This window comes from Natronosporangium hydrolyticum, from assembly GCF_016925615.1.
Taxonomy (GTDB): Bacteria; Actinomycetota; Actinomycetes; order Mycobacteriales; family Micromonosporaceae; genus Natronosporangium; species Natronosporangium hydrolyticum.
Map to the genome: position 1 here is coordinate 2486170 of NZ_CP070499.1, position 20294 is coordinate 2506463.

General features: G+C 69.1%; 15 protein-coding genes. 14 read left to right on the top strand and 1 reads right to left on the bottom strand.

Features of this window, described 5'->3' with window-relative positions:
* The first annotated feature begins 63 nt into the window (after positions 1 to 63).
* Both JQS43_RS11005 and JQS43_RS11010 read left to right on the top strand, forming a co-directional pair.
* Positions 64 to 1644, top strand: a complete 1581-nt coding sequence (locus JQS43_RS11005; RefSeq protein ID WP_239678979.1) for a type III secretion system chaperone family protein — start codon at positions 64 to 66, stop codon at positions 1642 to 1644.
* Positions 1641 to 3464: an HSP90 family protein gene (locus JQS43_RS11010; RefSeq protein ID WP_239678980.1), complete on the top strand. Its 1824-nt coding sequence runs from the start codon at positions 1641 to 1643 to the stop codon at positions 3462 to 3464. Before JQS43_RS11005 ends, JQS43_RS11010 begins: the two co-directional genes overlap by 4 nt.
* An 8-nt stretch (positions 3465 to 3472) precedes the next feature.
* Here the strand turns inward: JQS43_RS11010 and JQS43_RS11015 are convergent, their stop codons facing one another.
* Entirely contained in the window at positions 3473 to 4435 is a 963-nt protein-coding gene (locus JQS43_RS11015; RefSeq protein WP_239678981.1) for a TetR/AcrR family transcriptional regulator, read from the bottom strand.
* Positions 4436 to 4655: 220 nt separating this feature from the next.
* Here JQS43_RS11015 and JQS43_RS11020 point away from each other — a divergent pair, with 220 nt between their 5' ends.
* The 12 genes from JQS43_RS11020 to cmr1 all read left to right on the top strand — a co-directional run bounded on the left by JQS43_RS11020 (position 4656) and on the right by cmr1 (position 20256).
* Positions 4656 to 5885 (top strand): FAD-dependent monooxygenase, encoded by a 1230-nt coding sequence (locus JQS43_RS11020; RefSeq protein ID WP_239678982.1) that lies wholly within the window; start codon positions 4656 to 4658, stop codon positions 5883 to 5885.
* 232 nt (positions 5886 to 6117) lie between these two features.
* Positions 6118 to 7125 carry an endonuclease domain-containing protein gene (locus JQS43_RS11025; RefSeq protein ID WP_239678983.1) on the top strand — a complete coding sequence of 336 codons (1008 nt, stop codon included), beginning with the start codon at positions 6118 to 6120 and terminating at the stop codon, positions 7123 to 7125.
* A gap of 1 nt (position 7126) precedes the next feature.
* Complete coding sequence (locus JQS43_RS11030; protein ID WP_239678984.1) at positions 7127 to 7801, top strand: hypothetical protein; 675 nt, start codon at positions 7127 to 7129, stop codon at positions 7799 to 7801.
* On the top strand, positions 7798 to 11037 hold the full coding sequence (locus JQS43_RS11035; protein WP_239678985.1) for an ATP-binding protein: 3240 nt from the start codon (positions 7798 to 7800) through the stop codon (positions 11035 to 11037). The genes JQS43_RS11030 and JQS43_RS11035 overlap by 4 nt, the downstream gene beginning before the upstream one ends.
* 104 nt (positions 11038 to 11141) lie before the next feature.
* Positions 11142 to 13046 (top strand): Cas10/Cmr2 second palm domain-containing protein, encoded by a 1905-nt coding sequence (locus JQS43_RS11040; protein WP_239678986.1) that lies wholly within the window; start codon positions 11142 to 11144, stop codon positions 13044 to 13046.
* Positions 13043 to 14140, top strand: a complete 1098-nt coding sequence (locus tag JQS43_RS11045; RefSeq protein WP_239678987.1) for a type III-B CRISPR module-associated protein Cmr3 — start codon at positions 13043 to 13045, stop codon at positions 14138 to 14140. Before JQS43_RS11040 ends, JQS43_RS11045 begins: the two co-directional genes overlap by 4 nt.
* The gene (gene cmr4 / locus JQS43_RS11050) at positions 14137 to 15105 is read left to right on the top strand and encodes a type III-B CRISPR module RAMP protein Cmr4 (RefSeq protein ID WP_239678988.1); all 969 of its coding nucleotides are present in this window, start codon (positions 14137 to 14139) and stop codon (positions 15103 to 15105) included. Before JQS43_RS11045 ends, cmr4 begins: the two co-directional genes overlap by 4 nt.
* Positions 15102 to 15527, top strand: coding sequence for a type III-B CRISPR module-associated protein Cmr5 (cmr5, locus tag JQS43_RS11055; RefSeq protein WP_239678989.1), 426 nt, complete (start codon positions 15102 to 15104; stop codon positions 15525 to 15527). The genes cmr4 and cmr5 overlap by 4 nt, the downstream gene beginning before the upstream one ends.
* Entirely contained in the window at positions 15524 to 16489 is a 966-nt protein-coding gene (gene cmr6 / locus JQS43_RS11060; protein WP_239678990.1) for a type III-B CRISPR module RAMP protein Cmr6, read from the top strand. The genes cmr5 and cmr6 overlap by 4 nt, the downstream gene beginning before the upstream one ends.
* Positions 16486 to 17409: a hypothetical protein gene (locus tag JQS43_RS11065; RefSeq protein WP_239678991.1), complete on the top strand. Its 924-nt coding sequence runs from the start codon at positions 16486 to 16488 to the stop codon at positions 17407 to 17409. Before cmr6 ends, JQS43_RS11065 begins: the two co-directional genes overlap by 4 nt.
* Before the next feature lie 344 nt (positions 17410 to 17753).
* Complete coding sequence (locus tag JQS43_RS11070; protein ID WP_239678992.1) at positions 17754 to 18920, top strand: hypothetical protein; 1167 nt, start codon at positions 17754 to 17756, stop codon at positions 18918 to 18920.
* 37 nt (positions 18921 to 18957) lie between these two features.
* Complete coding sequence (gene cmr1 / locus JQS43_RS11075) at positions 18958 to 20256, top strand: type III-B CRISPR module RAMP protein Cmr1 (RefSeq protein ID WP_239678993.1); 1299 nt, start codon at positions 18958 to 18960, stop codon at positions 20254 to 20256.
* Positions 20257 to 20294: the final 38 nt, after the last annotated feature.

Here is a 20294-nt window from a genome sequence, read left to right on the forward strand (position 1 = left end):
GGAGTCGACCGGGTGTGCCAAGATACGAACCCGTAGCTGGCGGAGGTGATCGTCGGAGGGGCTATGGCGCTGCACGAGGTCGAGGAGGCGCTCGCCGCCGCGCAGGACCTGCCCGAGGGGGACGGGAAGGTCGCCGAGTTGGAGCGGCTGGTCGCTCACGCGGACGCCGCCGAGGATCTACGGCTCGCTTTCGAGGCGCGGATCTCGCTGATCGAAGCGTACTGGAACGCCACCGACTCGTGGCGGCTCGTTCCCACCTTCCACTGGTGTCTGCGCACTGTCGACCGTGAGCCGGCACTGTTTACGGCGGAGGACACCGAGCGGCTGCTGTTCCTCTACGGCTGGGCGGTCTCGACGGCGACCAACACCCCGCGGATCCCACTGGCAGACATCGACGCACTGCTCGACGACATGGAGCGCCGGTTCCGGGCCGCCGGCCACAGCCTGCGACACGTCTACACTCTCCGGTGTTTCGCCGTCGACATGACCCGTGGTGAGCAGCAGGCCCGCCCGTGGTTCGACCGGTGGCGCACCGCGAAACGTGGCAGGGTCGGCGAACCACCCGGCTACGACCTGAACCTGCAGGGTGCGCTCCTAGCCGGCTGGGAGGACGACACCGCCGCGATCCCGTTGCTGGAGCGGGTGCTGGCAGAGGGGCTACTCGGCGGCGAGCCGGAGTTGCCGTTGAGCCAACTGATGCTGCCCTACCTGCGGCAGGGGCGACTTGCGGAGGCGGGGCGGGCGCACGTGCGCACCTACTCCGCGCAGCGGGGCCGGGCGGTCCGCTTCCACCACGTCAGCGACCACCTCGACTTCTGCGCGCTCTCCGGTCACCTGGAGCGGGGCCTCGACATCCTCGTCGATGTGCTGCCCGACTTGGAGAAGCAGCCCGCCGATGACTGGACCGCGATGTGGGTCGCCGCCTCCGGGGCGCTGGTGTGCCGGCTGGCCACCGATGCCGGCATGGGCGAGCGCAGCATTGCCCCGCCCAGTGACGGGCATGACCCGGCTGCCCCCGGCACCGTCGCGGCGCTCGGCGACCGGCTCGCTGCCACCGCCCTGGCGGTCGCCGCGCGGTTCGACGAGCGCGACGGCAGCGACCACAACACGGTCGACGTCAAGCGACATCTGGCCAGGCAACCGTTGACGGAGCCGTTTCCGCTGCCCGGCTCGGCGTCCGCAGCCGCGGGTGCCGAGCCGGGCATCACGAGCCCGGGCGACGGGGCCCAGCTCGACCAGCTGGGGCCGCTGACCACCGAAGCGATCACCGCGGTGCTGGACGAGCGGGGCGACAGCTACCGGGTCGAGGCAAGCGGCGCCGTCACCGGCCAGTGGACCTCGGCGTTTGTGCAGCTCGAGCGGGTCGGTGAGGATCAGACCATCCTGCATGCCCGGGTCATGGCCAGCCGCACCCTGACCGTGGACCGGCTGGCCGAGGCGTACGAGTTCTGCAATTCCTGGAACCGCGACACCCTGCTGCCGAAGGCTTATGCGCACGACACTGGCGACGGGACGCTGATCCTGGTCGGGGAAACCAACATTGACCTCGCCGCGGGGGTGAGCCACCGGCAGCTGACTCTGCTGGTCTCAGCGGCGATCGACGTCGGTGGCCAGTTCGCGGCGGCGGCGGAGCAGCTGCCGTGACGGGAGGGCAACACTTCCAGGTAAACCTGCGCGGCATCGTCGACCTGTTCAGCCAACATCTCTACACCAGCCCGCGGGTGTTCGCCCGGGAGTTGGTGCAGAACGCCACGGACGCGATCGCGGCACGGCGGGCGCTCACCGCCGCCGATCCGGGTGCCGACGGTGCGGTCACCGCCGGTGCCGGAGAGATCCGGATCGAGCCGCTGCCCGACGGCGGGGTGCGGGTGTCCGACGACGGGATCGGGCTCACCGAGTCCGAGGTGCACACCTTCCTGGCCAGTGTCGGGAGCACGACCAAGCGCGACGAACTCGGGTTCGCCCGGCAGGATTTCCTCGGCCAGTTCGGCATCGGGCTGCTGTCGTGTTTCATGGTCTCGGACCTGATCGAGGTGGTCTCCCGCTCCGCCAAGGGTGGTCCGGCGGTGCGCTGGGTGGGCCGGGCCGACGGCACCTACCATACCGAGGTCGACGACGCGGCCCGGGCAGCGATCGGCACCACGGTGACCCTCCGGCCCCGGCCGGACTCGGCGCACTGGCTGGCGCCGGAGCAGCTGAGTGAGCTGGTCCACCACTACGCTCATCTGTTGCCGGTCCCGATCACGCTGGCCACCGAGGATGGTCCGGTCGCCCTGACCGATCCGGCCCCGGCGTGGGCGATCGAACGATCGGACCCGAACCATCGGCGCCAGCAGTTGTTGGACTACGCCGAAGAGCTGTTCGGTGTCCGGCCGATGGACCTGCTCGACCTGCGGGTGCCGGAAGCGGGTTTGACCGGCGTCGGCTTCATCCTCCCCTCGCCTTCGACCGCCGGCCAACGGGGCGGCCACCGGGTCTACCTGAAGCGGATGCTGCTCACCGAGGACGCCGACCGGCTGCTGCCAGAGTGGGCCTTCTTCGTACGTTGCGTGGTCGACACCAGCCTGCTGCGCCCTACCGCCAGCCGGGAGGCGCTGTACGAGGACGACCTGCTCAGCGCCGTGCGCCAGAGCCTCGGCGAGCAGATCCAACAATGGCTGCGGGAGCTGTCGGTCCACCATCCGGCCCGGCTCGCCGAGTTTCTGCGGGTGCACCACCTGGGAGTCAAGGCGCTGGCCCGCCACGACGACGAGATGCTGCGGCTGGTGGACGCCTGGCTGCCGTACGAGACCAGCCGGGGCCCGATGCCGCTGCGCGACTTCCGGCAGGGTGCTTCGACCATCGTGTACACCGAGACCGTGGATGAGTTCCGCGGCCTGGCGACGATCGCCAGCGCCGCCGGCGCCGCGATCGTCAACGGTGGCTACGCCTACGACACCGAGATCCTGCAGCGGCTGCCCCGGCTGGACCCGTCCCTGCGGGTACGTCGGCTGGACCCGAGCGAGCTTGCGGCCACACTGGAGCCGCTGCCCGAGCCGCAGCTCGCCGCGCTCGCCGGTTTCCTGGACACCGCCCGCCACGTGCTCGCCGAGCTAGGCTGTGTCCCGCAGGTCCGCCAGTTCCACCCGATCAACGTCCCCGCGTTGTACGTAGTGAGTCAGGCCGCGCGGGAGCAGGACCTGCGCCAGCGCAATCAGGCCGACGCCGACGACCTGTGGTCGAGCATCTTCGCCGGGTTCGGGGAGCCGGAGACCGATGACCGGCCGGAGCTGGTCTTCAACTGGCGGCATCCGCTGATCCGGCGGATCGCCACCGAACCACCCGGACCTACCCTCCGGCACGCGGTCGAGGCGCTCTACGGGCAGGCGTTGTTGGCTGGGCACCACCCGCTGCGCGCGGTCGACGGTGCGGCCCTGAACCGTTCCTTTCTCGGCCTGCTGGAGCGCGCCTTCGCCAGCGACTAGTCACCGGGCTAGGTCGCTGACCGGCGCGGGGTGGCTGTCGGCTCAGCTGGCCCGCCACCGTCGGACTCGACGAACTGCTCGATACCGTCCAGCAGCCGCGCCAGGCCGAACTCGAACATCTGCTCCACGTCCATCGTGGCGTCCATTGAGCCCACCAGCGCGGCCTGCACCGGGCGGGTCTCGGGGTCGAGCTGTGCCAGGAGGGCAGGGAGTTCCACCGCCCGCCACCCGGCGGTCAGGCCGCGCCGATCCGCCTCCGCGATGCCGGCCCGCAGCAGGGCCAGACCTTCGGCCAACCCGCTGGCGCTCTGGAACGCCTGGTGCGCCGTGACCGGGTCCAGCCCCGCGTCGACGAGCGCGGTGAGGAGCCGCCCCACGTCGGCAAGCACTCCCGGTGGGAGCACCGGGGGATACCCGGTGACGGCCCGCAGGACCCAGGGGTGGCGGCCCAACAGATCCCACTCGCGACGCGCCCAGCTCTCTAGGCCGGCGCGCCAGGCGCCCGGTGCCGGGTCCGCGCCGTCGCTTCCCGAACGCGCCGCTGCGGGGGAGTCCGCGCCATCGCGAAACACCGCCTCCACCATCAGCTCGACCAGCTCGTCCTTGCCGCGGACGTGGTGGTAAAGAGACATTGTGGCCACACCCAGCTCGGCCGCCACCTGTCGCATCGCCAGCCCATCCAGACCGTGGGCGTCGGCGAGGCGGATCGCGACGGCGACGATGCGCGGCACGGAGAGCCCTTCGGTGGCCGATGCCGACTCCCCGCGGGATGCGCCCGCCCGGGCCGCGGATCGGCCGGTGGCGGCAGGGTCCGGCGCGGTGAGCTCGGTGGTCACCTCGTCGTGGGCCGCGCCGCGGGTCTTGGCGCGGGCGCGGTAGGCGCGGGCCTGGCAGGAACGGGAACAGTAGTGTCGCCGGCGGCCGCGGGAAGCGGTGGTCAGCGGAGCCCCGCACTGCTCGCATGACGCCACCACGTCACCCCCGAATCCGTTGTTTCGTCACGGAACCACCAGTGTCGAAAGCGTATCACCGCCGTGTCGAAACGAGTAATGGTGTGACGAAATGGCCAACTGTCGCCGCTGTTCAGCGCGGACACGAGCCGGCCTACAACGGCTTGGCAGCGCCTCAATTCGACCCGTACCATGTACGAGGAAACTGACTTGTACGCCGTATGGGGGAGTGGTCCGAACGATGAACGAGCGGCGCGCCACCCGGGTCCTTATCTCCGGCGGCGGGGTCGCCGGACCGGCGCTCGCGTACTGGCTACAGCGGTACGGCTTCGAGCCGACCATTGTGGAGCGTGCTGCTGGCCTGCGTACCGAGGGGCAGCGGATCGAGCTTGCCGAGGCCGGCCAGGAGGTGCTGCGCCGGATGGGCCTGCTGGAGCAGGCACGCGCCGCGGGCGGGCCGCAGCCGCAGTCCACCATCTACCTTGGGGCCACCGACCGGCCGGTGCGCGTCCCGGCCGTCGGTGTGGGCGCCAGCAGCGCGTCCGACCGGACCGGCCGGCTGGCCATCAAACGCAGCCGGCTCGGCGAACTCCTCTACGAGCACGTCCGCGACCAGGTCCCCTACCTGTTCGCCGACTCCATCCGAGCGATCCGGCAGGAGCCGGACGGAGTGCAGGTCGACTTCGAAGGCGGCGGGTCCCGGCAGGTTGATCTGGTGGTCGGAGCCGACGGGCTCTACTCCACTGTGCGGCGGCTCGTCTTCGGCGAGCACGAACGTTTCCTGCGTTACCTCGACGCCGACCAGGCCTACTTCACCACCGACAACTACCTGGGCTGGCGGGACGTGTCCCGCTTCCACCTCTGGCCGCATCGGGGCGCGGCCATCACCACGTTCCCCGGCAACGAGCAACTTGAGGGGACGTTCCTGCTCCGCAGCACCGAGCCGGCCGGGATCCGGAAGCTGAGCGTCGCGGAGCAGCGGGTGCGGATCGAGCACGCCTTCGCCACCGACGGCTGGCTGGTGCCCAGCCTGCTGCGGGCGATGCGCTCGGCCGACGACTTCCACCTGCTGCCCTGCCTGCAGGTACGGATGGGCTGCTGGCACGACCGGCGGATTGCGCTGGTGGGGGACGCCGCCCACTGCCCCGACCCGATGTCCGGCCAAGGCGCCGGCCTCGCCCTGGCCGGCGCCTACCTCCTCGCCGGTGAACTGAAAACGGCCGGCGGGGACCCGGCCGTGGCCTTCCCCGCCTACGAGCAGCGAATGCGTGACTTCGCCACGGGCAACCAGGACCTCGGCGAGTTCGACATCGCGATGGCGGCGCCCGGGGCCGGCCGGGCCGGCGTGTGGCTGCGGGAGCAGTCGCTGCGGGCGCTGTTTCCGCTGCTGGATCTGGGGCTGCGGCTGAAGCTGCGGCCCTGGTGGCTCACCGCCACCGCACCGGTCACCCTGCCGCACTACGACCAGTAGCTGCTGCCGATCGGCGAATCCCCGCCACCGTCCGATTGGTCCTAACGCGTTGGATACCCGTTGGGATGAGTCCTGGCCGTTGCGGCAACGTGATCACGCTGCCGGCTGAGCTGGTGCCCCTTGATCGGCTGGTGACCGATGCCGGCCAGCGGCGTTGAAGCACCCCCTGGGTGATTGCCACCTCACTCGGCGATTCGCGAGGATGGGTGCCACTCTGACGTTAGGTAGACCGTTGGTCCTTTCGCTCGCGGAGATCCCGACTGACCAAGTGGTGTGGATCAAGGACCTTTATCCGGATGACGTGGACCGCGCTGTCGCGACCGCGCCACCCGACGCGCCCGCGGTGATCGTCCAACGGCCGACCGGACCTTGGCGCCAGCGCATGATCGTCGCCGGCAGCCTGGACAACATGGAAGTGGTCGCCGGTCAGCTGTTTCCCGCCTGGCTCCCGGCAGCCGAGGGCATCACGACATCGGCCGGCGCCGCACCAGCCGCCGTCCGGGCGGTCGCCATCGAGCACGCGGCCAGCACCTCCCAGTATGGTCCTTTCCTGGCCGACCTGGCGGCCGGTGCACTGGCCCGGTCGGTGGCGTACACCGGGCGGCACCACCCCGAAGTGCGGGCGCTCGGGTTGGCGCGAGTGCTCGCGGCCAGCTTCGGGCGGTCGACCTGTGCGCTGCTGCTACGGCCGCCCCACGACCTGGACGAGGGCGGTTCGCTGGCGCTGACGCGGGCAGCACAGTGGCTGGTGGACCACGGCCGACTCGCGGTGTGGATCTGCGGTGGAGCGCTGCCGGCGGTCGAGCACCCGCCGGAGGCGGTGGTGGCTCAGCCTGTCGGCAACGCCTCGGCCAAGGTCGGCAGACCACGGCCCCGCAGCCTCGTCGGCAAGCCTCATCCGACGAGCCGGGCGGAGGTGGCCCTGGAGACCGCCCTGGCCGGCCGGTCGTGGGCGGCCGGGCGAGCGTGGAACCAAACGGTACGCCCCGGGCCGTTGATCAACCCAGTTCGAGTCGACCTGCTGTGGCAGCGGGAACGGTGCATCGTCGAGATCGACGGCGACGACCACCGGACGGTGGGCAAGTACACCGAGGATCGAACCCGCGACGTGATGCTTCAGCTCAACGGGTACGCCGTGCTCCGCTTCACCAACTCACAAGTGCTCGACGATATCGAGAGCGTGCTCGCGATCCTCCAACAATTTCTCGCCACTCGCCGGCGGGCCGGGAAAGGAAACTGACTTGTCGAACAACCCCTTGACGACGGTGGAGACCTCTGCACTGTTGATTCTGATGGCCGAGGCGGGCCCGGTCTCCAATGTGAGCCTGGGCCGGGATCACCGGTGCCACCTGGCGAAGGCATCACGCGAGAAGCTGGAGCGGCTGAAGCTGATCGAGGTGGAGCGTTCGCCTCGGCTGGTGCTGACGCTCAGCGACAAGGGCTGGGCCCGCGTCCGCGCCCAGCTTGAGGTCGGAGCGACGCTGCCGCGGTCGGGCTCGGTCGGCGGCGCGCTCGCCGCGGTGCTCCGGCGGTGGGACCGCTTCCTGTCGGCGCAGCGGCTGAGCCTCGACGAGTTCGTCACCGCGTCGAACGTCACCATCGGCGAGGCCCCGGCGGCGGCTGCATCGGAGCTAGCGCCGGGGCGCGGCGAGCCGGAGATTGAAGAGCGACTGGCCAAGGCATACCAGCTGCTCGCGCCTCACGCCGGTGACCTGGTGAGCCTCGCCGACCTGCGAGACCAGGTCGGCGAGGTGCCGCCGGCCGAGGTCGACGCAGCGCTGCGGCGGCTGCACCGTCGCCGGGGCGTCGCCCTCGTCCCGGAGGCTAACCAGAAGACCCTCGACGCCCGGGCCCGGGCCGCCGCGGTGGTGATCGGCGACCAGCCCAAGCACGCGATCGCGATGGCGGCGTCGTGAGCAGGGCGGCGCTTAAGGCGCTCGAGCACCTCCACTTCAACTACACGCCGACCCGGAACGATGTCTGGCGTACTCCGCGGTTCCACGTCGACGGCCTGCACCAGGACGTCTTCCGTATCATCCTCGACGGGCTTACCGCGGCGGAGCGAAGCCCGGACGCCAGCCCGATCGGGGTCGCGGTGCCGGGGCAGCGTGGCGCCGGCAAGACCCATCTGCTCAGCCGGGTGCGCGAGCTGACTCAGCTACGGGGAGGTTACTTCTTCCTGGTCAACCTGCTCGACGCCAAGACCTTCTGGCGCAGCGTCGCCGCGTCGGTGGTGGCCGGCCTGAACCAGCCGATCGACCAGGACGGTACGACCCAACTGCACGCGTTCCTGCAACGACTCACCGACCCGCTCGACCTGCCAGTGGTGAGCCGGATGGCGGTGACCGGTCGGGCACCGATCACCCGGGAGAGACTGGACGAGTTCGCCGCCGCTTTGGGCAGCCGAAGCCGCCAGATGGGGCTTGGTGCTCGGGAGACGGCTCGGGCGCTGGCGCTGCTCGCCAGCTCCGACCCGCGGGGGCAGGACATCGCCGGGTCGTACCTGCTCGCCGATGACGAGGCGGAGGCCGGCGAACGGACCCGCTGGGGGATCCGGCCGGCCCGGCGGCTACCGCAGGAACTTGTCTCGGACATCTCCCGGCTGCTGGCGCTGACCGGACCTGCGGTGATCGCGGTGGACCAGGTCGACGGCCTGATCGCGCAGGTGTCGAAGCAGAGCCACGTCACCGCCGCCCCCGACCCGGACCCGGACCCGGACCGGTGGCAGGAGGCGGTCCAGCTGGATCAGGTCGCCAGCGGCCTGATGGAGTTGCGGGAGCTGACCCAGCGCACAATCACCGTACTCTCGCTACTGCCGGTCTCCTGGGCGTTGATCAAGAGCAACGCGGTCGACACCGCGCAGGACCGGTTCCGAGAGACCGCCATCCTCGAGCCGATCCGGGACGCGAACGTCGGCCGTGCGTTGATCGAGCGGCGGCTCACGGCGCACTATGACGAGGTCGGGTTCACGCCCCCGCACCCGACCTGGCCGGTGCGCCCGGAGGCGTTCGCCGCCGCCGCCGACTTCACCCCGCGGCAGCTACTCATCAACGTCGAGAACCATATCCGGTCGTGTGTCCTCACCGGCGAGGTCACTGAGCTGACCACGCTCACCACCACCAGCGAGACCACGGCACCGGCTCCCGCGCCCGCCCCGGCACCGGCGGACCACTCGGCCCTGCAGAAGCTGGACCAGCGGTACGCGGAGCTGCGGGCGCAGGCCACGGTGGCCGGGCTGCTCGACCCGGCCAACGAGGACAAAGAAGTGCCGCCGCTGCTCGCCGCTGGCTTGGACGCGTGGACCAGGGAGGGCGCCGGCGGCGAGTTCGAACAGGACACCATCCCGGCGCGGAAGCCCCACCTGCACGCCCGGCTGCGGCGAACCCTCGACGAGGCGACCGGCGCCGAAGCCCACTGGGCATTCCGGGCCATCGCCTCGCAGCATTACAACGCCGAACTGGCTCGGTTGCGCAACGCCTGTGTCACCGCCGGCCTGGCCCACGGGGTCGACCAGCGGCACCTGTTCGTCCTGCGCAACGACGAATGGTCGGACAGCCCCAAGCGTCGCCGCGCGGTCGACGACTTCGTCGCGGCTGGCGGGCGAACGCTGCGGGTCAGCGAGGATGACCTGCGTAGCCTGGTCGCGCTGCGGAGCCTGCTCGCCGAGGAGCCGGCCGGCCTGCAAGCCTGGCTGGCCGACCGGCGCCCGGCCTCGCACATCGCCCTGCTGGCGACCGCGCTCGCCGACGCCGGCCGGGAGCCACCCGCCGGAGCCTCACCGGCCCTACCCGGAGCCTCACCGGCCCTACCCGTGGCATCGCCGGAGACCGCGGAGGAGCAGCCGGAGACCCCCGCGGAGCAGTCACAGACCCCTGCGGAGTCAACCGAGACCGCCCCCGACCCGGTGGCAGCTGCGCCACCGGACGGGGTGTATCTGCGGGTGGGTGTCGACTTTGACCAAGCCGACCCCATCTACCTGGAGTTGGCGGCGCTGCGTAAACACGTCGCCATCTTCGCCGGATCCGGGTCGGGCAAGACCGTACTGATCAGGCGGTTGGTTGAGGAGTGCGCGCTGCTGGGTGTCTCCGCGATCGTGCTCGACCCCAACAACGACCTCGCCCGGCTCGGTGATGCCTGGCCGGATGAGCCGCCCGCGTGGAGCGGCGGCGACGCCGATGCGGCGGCCGACTACTTCGACTCGACCGAGGTGGTGATCTGGACCCCGGGGCGGGAGAGTGGCCGGCCGCTGACCTTCCAGCCGCTGCCAGAATTCAGCGGCGTCCGCGACGACCCGGACGAATTCAGCCAGGCGGTCGACAGCGCGGTGGACGCGCTGGCGCCACGAGCTAAGGTCGCCGCCACCACCGCCAAGGCGATGCGGGGGCAGGCGGTGCTGCGGCAGGCTCTACGGCACTACGGCCGGTACGCCGGGTCGGCGAACCTGGGTGGCCTCATCGACCTGTTGCGGGACCTTCCGGACGGGGTGAGCGAACTGGCCGGTGCCGCCGCGATCGCTGCCGACCTGGCGGAGAACCTGGAGGCCGCCCGGATCAACGACCCGCTCTTCGGCGGGGCAGGGGAGTCCGCCGACCCGGGTACGCTGCTCACCCCGGCGCCGGGCAAGCGGGCCCGGGTCTCGGTCATCAGCTTCGTCGGGCTACCCGGCGACGACAAGCGGCAGAGCTTCGTCAACCAGCTCCAGTTGGCACTCTTCTCCTGGATCAAACGCCACCCGGCCGGCGACCGGCCGCTGGGCGGGCTGCTGGTGATGGACGAGGCGCAGACGCTGGCACCGTCTGGCCCGATCACGCCCTGCACCCGCAGCACCCTGATGCTCGCCTCACAGGCCCGCAAGTACGGCCTGGGTCTGGTCTTCGCCACACAGGCGCCGAAGGGGCTGCACAGCCAGATCCCGGGCAACGCATCGACCCAGTTCTTCGGGCTGTTGAACGCTCCGGTGCACATCGAGGCGGCCCGGGAGATGGCCCGGTTCAAGGGCGGCGATGTGCCGGACATCTCCCGGCTGAGCAGCGGCCAGTTCTATATGGCGGTCGAAGGCCAGCCGTTCCGCAAGGCCCGGACGCCGCTCTGCCTCTCCCACCACCCCGCCAGCCCACTGCCCGCCGAAGACGTCATCGCCCGCGCAGCCTAGGAATCAGGGAGGAACGTGCTTGCTGGAGTCTGCTTGCTGTCGGCTAAGCGACAAGGACGTTTGACGGAAGTGCCAGGACCGATAGCATCTCATATCTTATGTGTGTGATCATCCCTCCCGCACGCTTCCCCACGGTCACGAAGGATCATTACGAGAGGACGAGTGTGTCTGTTTTGGGTGCTGCGGCACCAGCCGAGGCCGATGATCGAGATCTGGTGATCGTTGCGCTATCCGGGGTCCAGTCATTCATCGCTGAGTCACGTACTACCGCCGATCTCTACGCGGCAAGCGAGATTGTCGGTCGCCTGGCATCTACTGCCGCTGCGGTATGCGCGGCACCAGCGGGCGCCGAGGTTGTCTTCCCGGTAGGCAACGCCGTTGCATCCGAAACATACGGGACCGTTGACCTGGTCAAAGCCGTACCAAATCGGGTGGTGGCGCTGGTCCAAGCGGGCGCCGGCGCACAGGTCGCGGCCGAGGCGGCGGAGCAGGTGCGCGAGGAGTGGGCCGGCTGGGTCCGGGAAAGCTTCGGCCGGGACATCTCCACCCCCGGCATGCCGAGTGTGCAGTGGGTCGCTGTGCCGGCCGGCCACGGTGACTATGCCGCGAAGTGGAGGTTGGCCCAGGAGGTGCTTACCGCGCGCAAGCGGGTGCGCGACTTCCCTGGTGACGGGCAGTCCGAGTGGTTCGGCCGACGGCTCTGCGCCCAGAGCCCTCGTTGGCCAGCGGAGGAGACTCGGCCGGTTGGCACCCCGCCCCACGAGACCGATGTGCTTAGCGCCGCGAACTGGGTCAAACGCCGATGGGCACGAAAGTCACCAGGGGAATACGTCGGTTTCCCGTCCACCGGCTCCATCGCCTCCGCCCCGTATCGAAAGATGATCTTAGGTCGGCTCGGTGAGGCCGATGTCTATCGAGCCGTCACGGACCTTCGGCGGGTTCTGGCGCAGATCGCTCCGGTTCGGGAATCGGCGGTGCCGGGGTTGGACGACTTCTGTAACGGCGACGACGAGCCGTTGGCCCGCTGGCTGGTGGAGTCGGCAGGACACTGGGTCCACCCGGACGTCTGGGATGGCCGTCGGCTGCGTCGAGGGTTTGCGCGTGATCAGCATGACGAGCGGGACTTCGGCCGGATTGCTGCTGCTGGTCGCGGCGCAGCCAGCACGCTTGCTCAAGCCCTGGGTGGCATCCCGCCGCCGGCCTACCTGGCGGTTGTTGCTCAGGACCTCGACGGCATGGGCCAGTTCCTCACTGAGAATGCGACCGGACCGGCGAAGCACCGCCGAATCTCCGAGCAGCTGTCCAATCTGGCTGCTGACCAGCGCAACAAGATGAGCGCTCCGGGACTGTTCGGAGTGCCGGTCTATACCGGCGGTGACGATCTGCTGGCCTTCGCGCCAGCGGCCACCGCGCTTCAAGTGGCCCGCGCCTGCCATGATCTGGTGCCACACGATGATCTGCCAACCCCCAGCACGGCAATCCTTTACTTCCACCGAGGAGCATCGCTGCAACGCGCCGTGTCGGAGGTGGGTCGGCTGTTGCACGACGCGAAGGCGAGCCACCCAGCCAAGCATGCTCTCGCTGTCGGGTTCCTGCGACGTAGCGGTGCGCGGGAGAGCACCATTCAGCCGTGGGTGCCAGCGCCAGAGCTGGCTCCGGTCTATTCGACTGGCGATACGGCGGCGGATTTGCTCAGGGTGTTCGCGGACGAGACGGGGCGGCGGATCTCCCCGCGGCTGCTTAGTGATCTGACCCGAGACGCCGAGGAATTCGCCGATCAGCACCTGCCGGAGGAGCTCTATGAGGCGGAGCTGGCTCGGTTGGTGGTCCGGCACGGCGGCACCCTTGCGGATGGCAAGAACCTGGCCAGCCTCGGATACCTGGAGCGGGCCGGTCGACCGACCAGTGGGGATGGCCGGCGTACCCCGGAGCGGGCCGCACGGGTCGCGGTCTTTCTTCGTCAGGAGTGTGGACAGATGTCAGACCAATCGGCCGGAGCGAAGCGGTGACCGGCGGGCGGCGATGGTTGGCGCTGACCCCGCGCGACACCTTACTGGTGCGCGACGGCAGGCAGTTTGATGCTGGCGAGGACGCGGCCAACCAGCCAGTCCAACCTAGCCCGAGCACCGTCGGCGGGGCGATCTTCAGCGCGTTCGGTGGTGTCAAGGGCGCTGAACCTGATGAGATCCGAGGCCCGGTACTTGCCCGACGGCACCGCGGCGGATGGTGGACATCGTACTTCCCAGCCCCGGCCGATCTCGTCCGCTCCGATAATGACCATTCCCGGGTAATGCGGCTGCGCCCAACTGGGTCGTCGGCCGTCACCGATCTCGGTGGTGAGTGTGCGCTTCCGTTGGTCGGCGAGGGCGACCCGTTGGGAGGGTGGCTAACCGGCGACACCCTCGGCGCCTACCTGCGCGGTGAACTTGTCACCCCAGAGCAACCGCACCGGTCCATGACCGACCTTGAAATTGCGTTCGTTCGTGACGACCCAGACACCGACCCGGGACCGTTGGTACAAGAGCTACGAGTTGGACTCAGCCGTACCCCGACCCGGGTCGTGCAGGAAGGCATGCTCTACCAGGCAACCTATCTGCGACCGGTCGAGGGAGTAGCGCTACTCGCCGAATGCGTCCTCCCGACGACCTGGCAGCGCGAGGCGGTCGGACCAGTGGCGCTCGGAGGGCGGGGGCGGCTCGCGGACGTTGCTGAAGTAGACGGGGTCAGCTGGCCGCACCCGCCGACGGATTATCCCGGCGGCCGGGTCTTAGTGTATGTCGCCACCCCAGCGATCTGGCCGGGCGGCTGGCAAATCAGGGTACCCGGCGCTCGATTGGTGGCTGCAGCTGTCGGCCCACCGGAGCCGATCGCGACCGCGTCGCCACGCTCGAAGGGCGGCGTGCGAGCCACTCGGGCGCTGCGTTGGGCGGTCCCGGCCGGCTCGGTCTACCTGTTGCAGTTCGACAGCGCCGACGCCGCGATGGCCTGGGCGGTCGGCGACAGCGGGCGCTTAGGAGTCCATGGCACAGCATATGGCCGGCCCGCCGACGATCGATTGCGGACGGCAGGTTTCGGAGTGATCTTGACAGGAGTGTGGTCGTGACAGAGTTGCTTCTCTACCTGTACGCCGAGTCGCCCGTGCACGCTGGTGCGGCCGACAGCCTCGGCGTGCTGGATTTGCCGGTGCAGCGGGAGGCCACCACCCGGTATCCGGTGATCTGGGGGCAGAGTCTCAAGGGCGCGCTCCGGCAGGTGGCGCAGGACGCCGGTCTGGAAGACCTGGTAGTGCCGGTCTTCGGGGGGTCCAGCGAAGACGGCGAGACCGAGCTAAGCGCGGGGCGGCTCACCGTCGGCGATGCGCAGCTGGTGGCGATGCCGGTCCCCACCCTGCAACGCACCTTTGCCTGGGCAACTTCCGAGCTGGCGCTGTTCCGGCTGGTCCGCAAGTATGCCCGGCTCGGCGTGACCGGGCTACCGCAGCCACCCCGGCTCGCCCCCGAGGCGGGAGCCGCTGCGTCGGAGGCCTGGATCGGTAGCGGTCGCGCCACCCGCAGCGAGGTGCTCGGGCCGTGCCTGGTCGAGTTGGGCATCGCCCCGGATCCACAGCTGAGGCGCTGGGCGGCCCAACTCGCAACCGACGTGCTCGGTGACGCTGGATCCCAGGCCTCTGCGCCATTGGCGCCATTGGGCGGTAAGCTCCGCGACGACCTGCTCGCGGTCGGGTCGGACGTGATGCCGATGCTGCTCGCCGAGTGCACCGAGTTTGTGGCCCGGGTGCAGCTCAAGGAGGGGAAGACCGTAGAGCACGGCCCCTTCCACAGCGAGTACCTGCCCACCGAATCGATCCTCGCCGCTTCGCTCACGCTGCGTCCGATGCCAGCCGAAGGCAGTTTGAAGACGGAGGACGTGATCGAATTCCTCCTCGACCTACTGCACAACAAACTGATCCAAGTCGGGGGCGACGAGACGATCGGCAAGGGTCTGGTCTGGGCTCGGCTGCTGCGCGCGGACGATGTGCGGGCAGTGGCGCCGGAGATCGCCGACGAGTCGACGGGAGTAGGCCAGTGAGCGGCGGTCAGGTACGTCGGGTCGACCAACGGATGGCAGCCGCCGCGGCGAATATGCTGCAAGAGAAGGTCAGCCCCGAGCTACGTACCCGTTACCGGCAGCTTCCCGTGCAGGTGCGGATATCCGGGCTAGCCGCCACCTATGCCTACCTGCTCGGCAAGAGCAAAGAGAACGAGCTTGGCGAGGCTTACAAGCGAGTGGCCGACGGAATTCGCGATCACCTGATCACCTGCAGCGGGCTGATTGACGCCGCGGACGCCGCGACCAACGAGAAGCTGCTGCGCGCCCTCGCTGATGTAGACACCTCGGTTTATGCCCGGGCCTCAGCCGAGGTACAGGCACTGGCGGGTTGGCTGAGTCGGCTTGCCGAGGCGCGCTACCTCGCAGCCAGCGGCGAAGCGAACAGCGAGGGGCGATCGTGACCGGTCAAGGCGTCGGGGCGAAAGAGGAGCCGAAGGATAAGTGGCCCGGTCGGGCCTCGGCCGGGCCGATCGGCAAGATGTTGCGAACCCGGGACCTGCAGATCACCCGTGGCCGCGGCGGCGGGGAGTTGAGGGATGGCGCGAATCCGCTCGTTATCCTGCACCGGTCAGCCTTTGTGGACGGAGCAGGCGTCTTCGATACCACGACGGAGGCGGCGGTGCTGCGCTGGGCAGCCGACCACCGACTCGGCCAGGAACCAGCGTTGCTGCAAATGGTCACCGAAAGACGGACCCGAGCGATAGCGGCGCTCGTACGTCAGGGCAAGGGGCGGCTGGAGTGGCGGCGGCTTAACGCCACCCCGCAGTGGCGGATGGCGGTCGGCATCGGGAACCGCCTCAACCCATTCGAGATCGGACTCTCCCTGCACGGCACGTACGGCTGGCCGATCATCCCAGGATCGACCCTCAAGGGCCTGACCTGCGCCTGGGCCCGCGAGTGCGGTATCGATCGTGACGATCCACCGCGATTCGGCAGGATATTCGGGCTGCCGCGAATCAAGATTCGGGCGGACTCCGATGTGGGTGCGCCGACGGCCGCCGATGCACCTGCAGTGCCTCCTGATCGCGCGGATGGAGACGAGACCGCCACCAGCGGAGACGTGGTCTTCTTCGACGCGCTCCCCGTATCGGGGCCAGTCAGCGTCGCTCGCGACGTGGTGACCCCACACCAGCAGCCTTACTACAACGCCCCGCAGAGCCATGCCCCAGGCGAGCACCACCAGCCCATCCCCAGCCCTTTCCTGGTGGTGGACGGTGGCACCTTCGCTATCGACCTTGTTGGCCCAGCGGAAGACGTGTCCGCCGCAGCCGAATGGTGCGCAACCGCGGTGGACGAACTAGGTGTCGGGGCCAAGACGTCGGCCGGCTACGGATACCTCGCCGCACGGGAGGTGCAGCCGTGATAGTCCACATCATCTCCGTGGGTCGTAGCCTGCTTGACGCATTCGCCAACCGCACCGACCTCTTCGGCGACCTGTACCCGACTATCCGCCGGCACAAGCCGCAAGATGTGCTCGCTGATGTCGGCACGAGCACCGCCGCGATTAGCACGCGGTTGACCGGTTGGTTCGGTCCGGCCGGCAGCCTTCCGGAGAAGCAGCGTGACCTGATCGACGCGGTCGAGGCAGATCGCTGGCCGGCCAACGTCTGCGCCGAGCTGGAGACGTTCAACAGAGTGGCCCGACGACGCAGCGTCGCTGACGACGAACTGGTGGTCCTGCTCGCCACCGACACCGTCCCCGGCCTTGTCTCTGGGGTGTGGACCGCGGTCGGCGTGGCCGGTGGTGCGTACCACCGGGTCCGATACGTCGCGGAACCCGATCAGATCACTCCGATCCCGGGAGTGGCTCTCGTCCGGGTTCCGCACCTGGATGCCAGCAATGACGCTGGTTTCGCCAGAGCGATGACCAACCTTGGGGCGCTGGGACGCGCGCTTCTGCCGACGGTGAATGAGCTACCCAGGACATTCCGATTCCACCTGTCCGGGGGCTTCAAGGCGGCCATCCCTTACCTGATCGGCCTGGCCGAAGGACTGAGGTCCTTCCCACCGTCTGAGGTTGCCCGGGTCGAGGCGTTCATGCTGCACGACACCAGCGATGTGGTCATCCCGCTGCCCTTGCGCAAGCTCAACCCTGATGCGGTCCGCAAGGAACTGGCGGACTTCGCCCCGGACGGATCCCTGCCCAGGTTGCCAAGGCAGCTGACGATGGATGGCTACGCCTACAACGTCGATCCCGAGGGTCGCCGCGCCGAGCTCACCCCCTTCGGTGTGGGACTGCGGACCTTGATGGGTGTCCCGGCCGAACTGATCGGCAGGGGTTAGCGGTGGCGGCGGCGTCGGCGGTGCCGATCGGGTTGTCCGGGCTCGCGGATCGCCTTCGCGCAGGGCTGAGCCCAGCTGTAACCCGTTGGCGGCCAGCGCACCAAGAAGCGCATGACCTGACTGCCCTGGCCGATCCCGCGATCTGGGTCGGTCTGAGGCACCTTGACCGGCACCTGCCACGTGGTAATGCGCTGGCCGCAGGGGAGGTGGCGGAGGCTATCAGGGACACGGCGGATCGGCTGCGCGGGAACCGGCCGGCGTTGCTGGCCATCCTGCTAGCCCCTGGATGCCTGCCTGAGCGCATTGGCGCACTTCTGAAAGATCCGGGAGCAGACTCGATCCAGGTGTGGATGTGGACCTGCTGGATCGCAGAGGCAACCTGGCTAGCCGTCGCCGAGACCACTCCAGAGGAGAGCGAACTGCTGCGCCCGGTGGCGGCCCGGCTGCGGTTCCTAGCGCTTAGCGAGGCGTTCCGTGGCGGGCCAAGTGCCAACCACGGGCTTTGGGTGGACAGGTCAGGGGACCCCGCCGTGGACTTAGGGATGGTCTTCGGCACCGACACCGCTCACTTGGTGGTGCTGCGCTGCCGGCAAGCGCGCTGGGAGTGGCTCCGATGCCTTGACGAGTACCAGTCTCAGCCATTGCTCGCTGCCGCCGCGCCAGTCGAGATCGAAAGCGAGATCGACTCGTTGGTCTTTCGGCACCCGGGCCCACCACTGGTGACCGACTTGGGTGTGATCAACAATGCGAACGCACCGCTGACCGCGGACGATGAGGCCGTACTCGACAACGTCCTTGAGCGGCACCTGCTGCCCCGGATGCGGCTGCTGCGGGCGATTCAGGCTGGCACCTACTCGGGCACTGCCACCGCACCGCGGCGACCGGCAGCAGCGGCAGCAGCCCTCCGATGGTCGCGACGGTGGGCCGGCTTGCTGCCTCTGTTCGGGGCCGGGGCTACCTTGGCGCTAGCCGTTCGCGGAGACTTCCCAGCGGCCGCGGTTGCTGCCGCAGCCAGCTACACGTTGCTTGGGGCGCTTGTTGTCGGGTTTGGCAGGATCTGGGCCACAGTCTGGCTGTTGCGCCTGCCCGCAGCAGGTGCGGTCGGCCTGTTCGCTCTACTCACACTGCACCCGCAGTGGTGGCAGTCGCCGATCGGTAGTTGGTGGGCGGCGACCACTCTCGCCACCGCAAGTTTCGGCTACCTCCTTGTGGAGGCGCGCAATCACGGCGTTGCCGCATGGGCATCGATCACCCGAGCCCTGACCCTGGCGGTGGTCGGAGCGGGGCACGCGTTCTTGGTGGTGGTCATCGGCTTGGTCGCGATCGCTCCAGCGCTGATCGAGGACGGCCGAGCACTGCGCGACGCCTGGCTGCACTGGCCGGCCAGCACTGGTCTGGCCACCCTCGGTATCGGCACCGCCTGGTGCCTAGCGGTCGGCGTCTTCGCGCAGATCCTTTGGGACGATCGCCCGATCACCGCACCCCTGGCTCACCTGCGCTGGCGCCGATGACTCGCTGGCCCGAACCGCACAACGACGAGAGGCAGCCATGGCCTGGACGACGTTGACCCTTAAGGTCACCACACCGCTGTTCAACGGCGGCCACCAGCCACCCAAGTCCGACACCGAATCGAAACGAGACAATGCCCGGGATCTCCCACCTGGCGACGCTGGAGTGCGGGTCTCCTCCCTCCGCGGCACGATGCGGTACTGGCTGCGTGCGATCGCCGGCGGCAAAGTGGGGAACCAGACCGATGTGCTGGCCGCCGTGGAGAGCCGGATCTTCGGTAGCACTAAGCGAGCGTCAACGGTCGCCCTCCGCATCCCGGAGCCGCAACGGGCAAACCACAACAGGCAACCAGACTGGTGCCGGCGCGAGGGCGCCCGGTGGATCGGTTACCTCGCCGGCCAGGGGTTGTCCAAACCTGATGGCCGAAACCGGTCCGAGCTTGACCGGGCCTTCGTCGCCCCCGACACCACCTTCCGGCTGCAGCTTCGCTTCGGACCGGACGAGGACGCCGCCGCGCTCGCTGTTGCGGCCCTATGGTCGCTGTGCCGTTACGGGGGTCTCGGCGCCCGCACCCGTCGAGGCTTCGGCGGGCTCCGGATTGTCGATGTTGACGGAGAGCTGCCCGCGCCATGGACGCCGGAGGCGCTGCTAGCAGCGGCTGCGGTGCCCAGCGACGGACTGGGCCTTGATGAGCACGGCCTGCCGCCGGAGATCGCGCAGTGCGGGGTGGCACTAAATCGGATCGTCGCGTCGGCCCGCCCGGAAGAGGGTGCATCGTCAGTAGCCTTCGAGGGCTGGCGAGATCCGCCGACCTATCCGGTTTTCGGTGGTCCAAGCATCTTCAAGGCCGGACTGAGCGAACGCACCTTTGCCGATTGGTCAGCGGTGCTTGGTTACACCGGCGAGCAGTTCCGCTGGTTCCGGGCCACCGAGACGGCGGTTGCGGCAGGGTACGATCCACCGATCAAGACCCCGGAGTGGTTGCGCACCATTCATGGCAAGGATCGCCGGTTCGGGCTCGGGGCGCTGGGACTACCGATCAATTTCAAGGGATACACCGTGCGTCCCGTGGCGGCCAAGGCCCATGGCGGCAAGAAGGAACCCTTGCGGCGCGCGTCGCCGCTGTGGCTTCGGCCGGTGCAGGACACCAACGACCAGTGGCGGCTGCTCTCGTTCGCGTTCCTCGGTCGCTTTCTCCCGGACGAGGTCAAGGTTGAGGTCCGTGATCGAAACGGAGAGCTCGAAGTCGGCACGGCCGACGTTGTCGACCGCAGCACAGAATGGATAGCACGCTTGGAGAGAGACGAGTCTTTCGTTCGCGGGGCATTGCCGAGGTGAGACCCACGAGCATCGCGTGAGTTCTCAGACGGATCTCG

What these genes read in the sequence shown, in the direction of transcription:
- JQS43_RS11005 (WP_239678979.1), top strand. Translation starts at nt 64, where the DNA reads ATGGCGCTGCACGAGGTCGAGGAGGCGCTCGCCGCCGCGCAGGACCTG.
- JQS43_RS11020 (WP_239678982.1), top strand. Translation starts at nt 4,656, where the DNA reads ATGAACGAGCGGCGCGCCACCCGGGTCCTTATCTCCGGCGGCGGGGTC.
- cmr1 (WP_239678993.1), top strand. Translation starts at nt 18,958, where the DNA reads ATGGCCTGGACGACGTTGACCCTTAAGGTCACCACACCGCTGTTCAAC.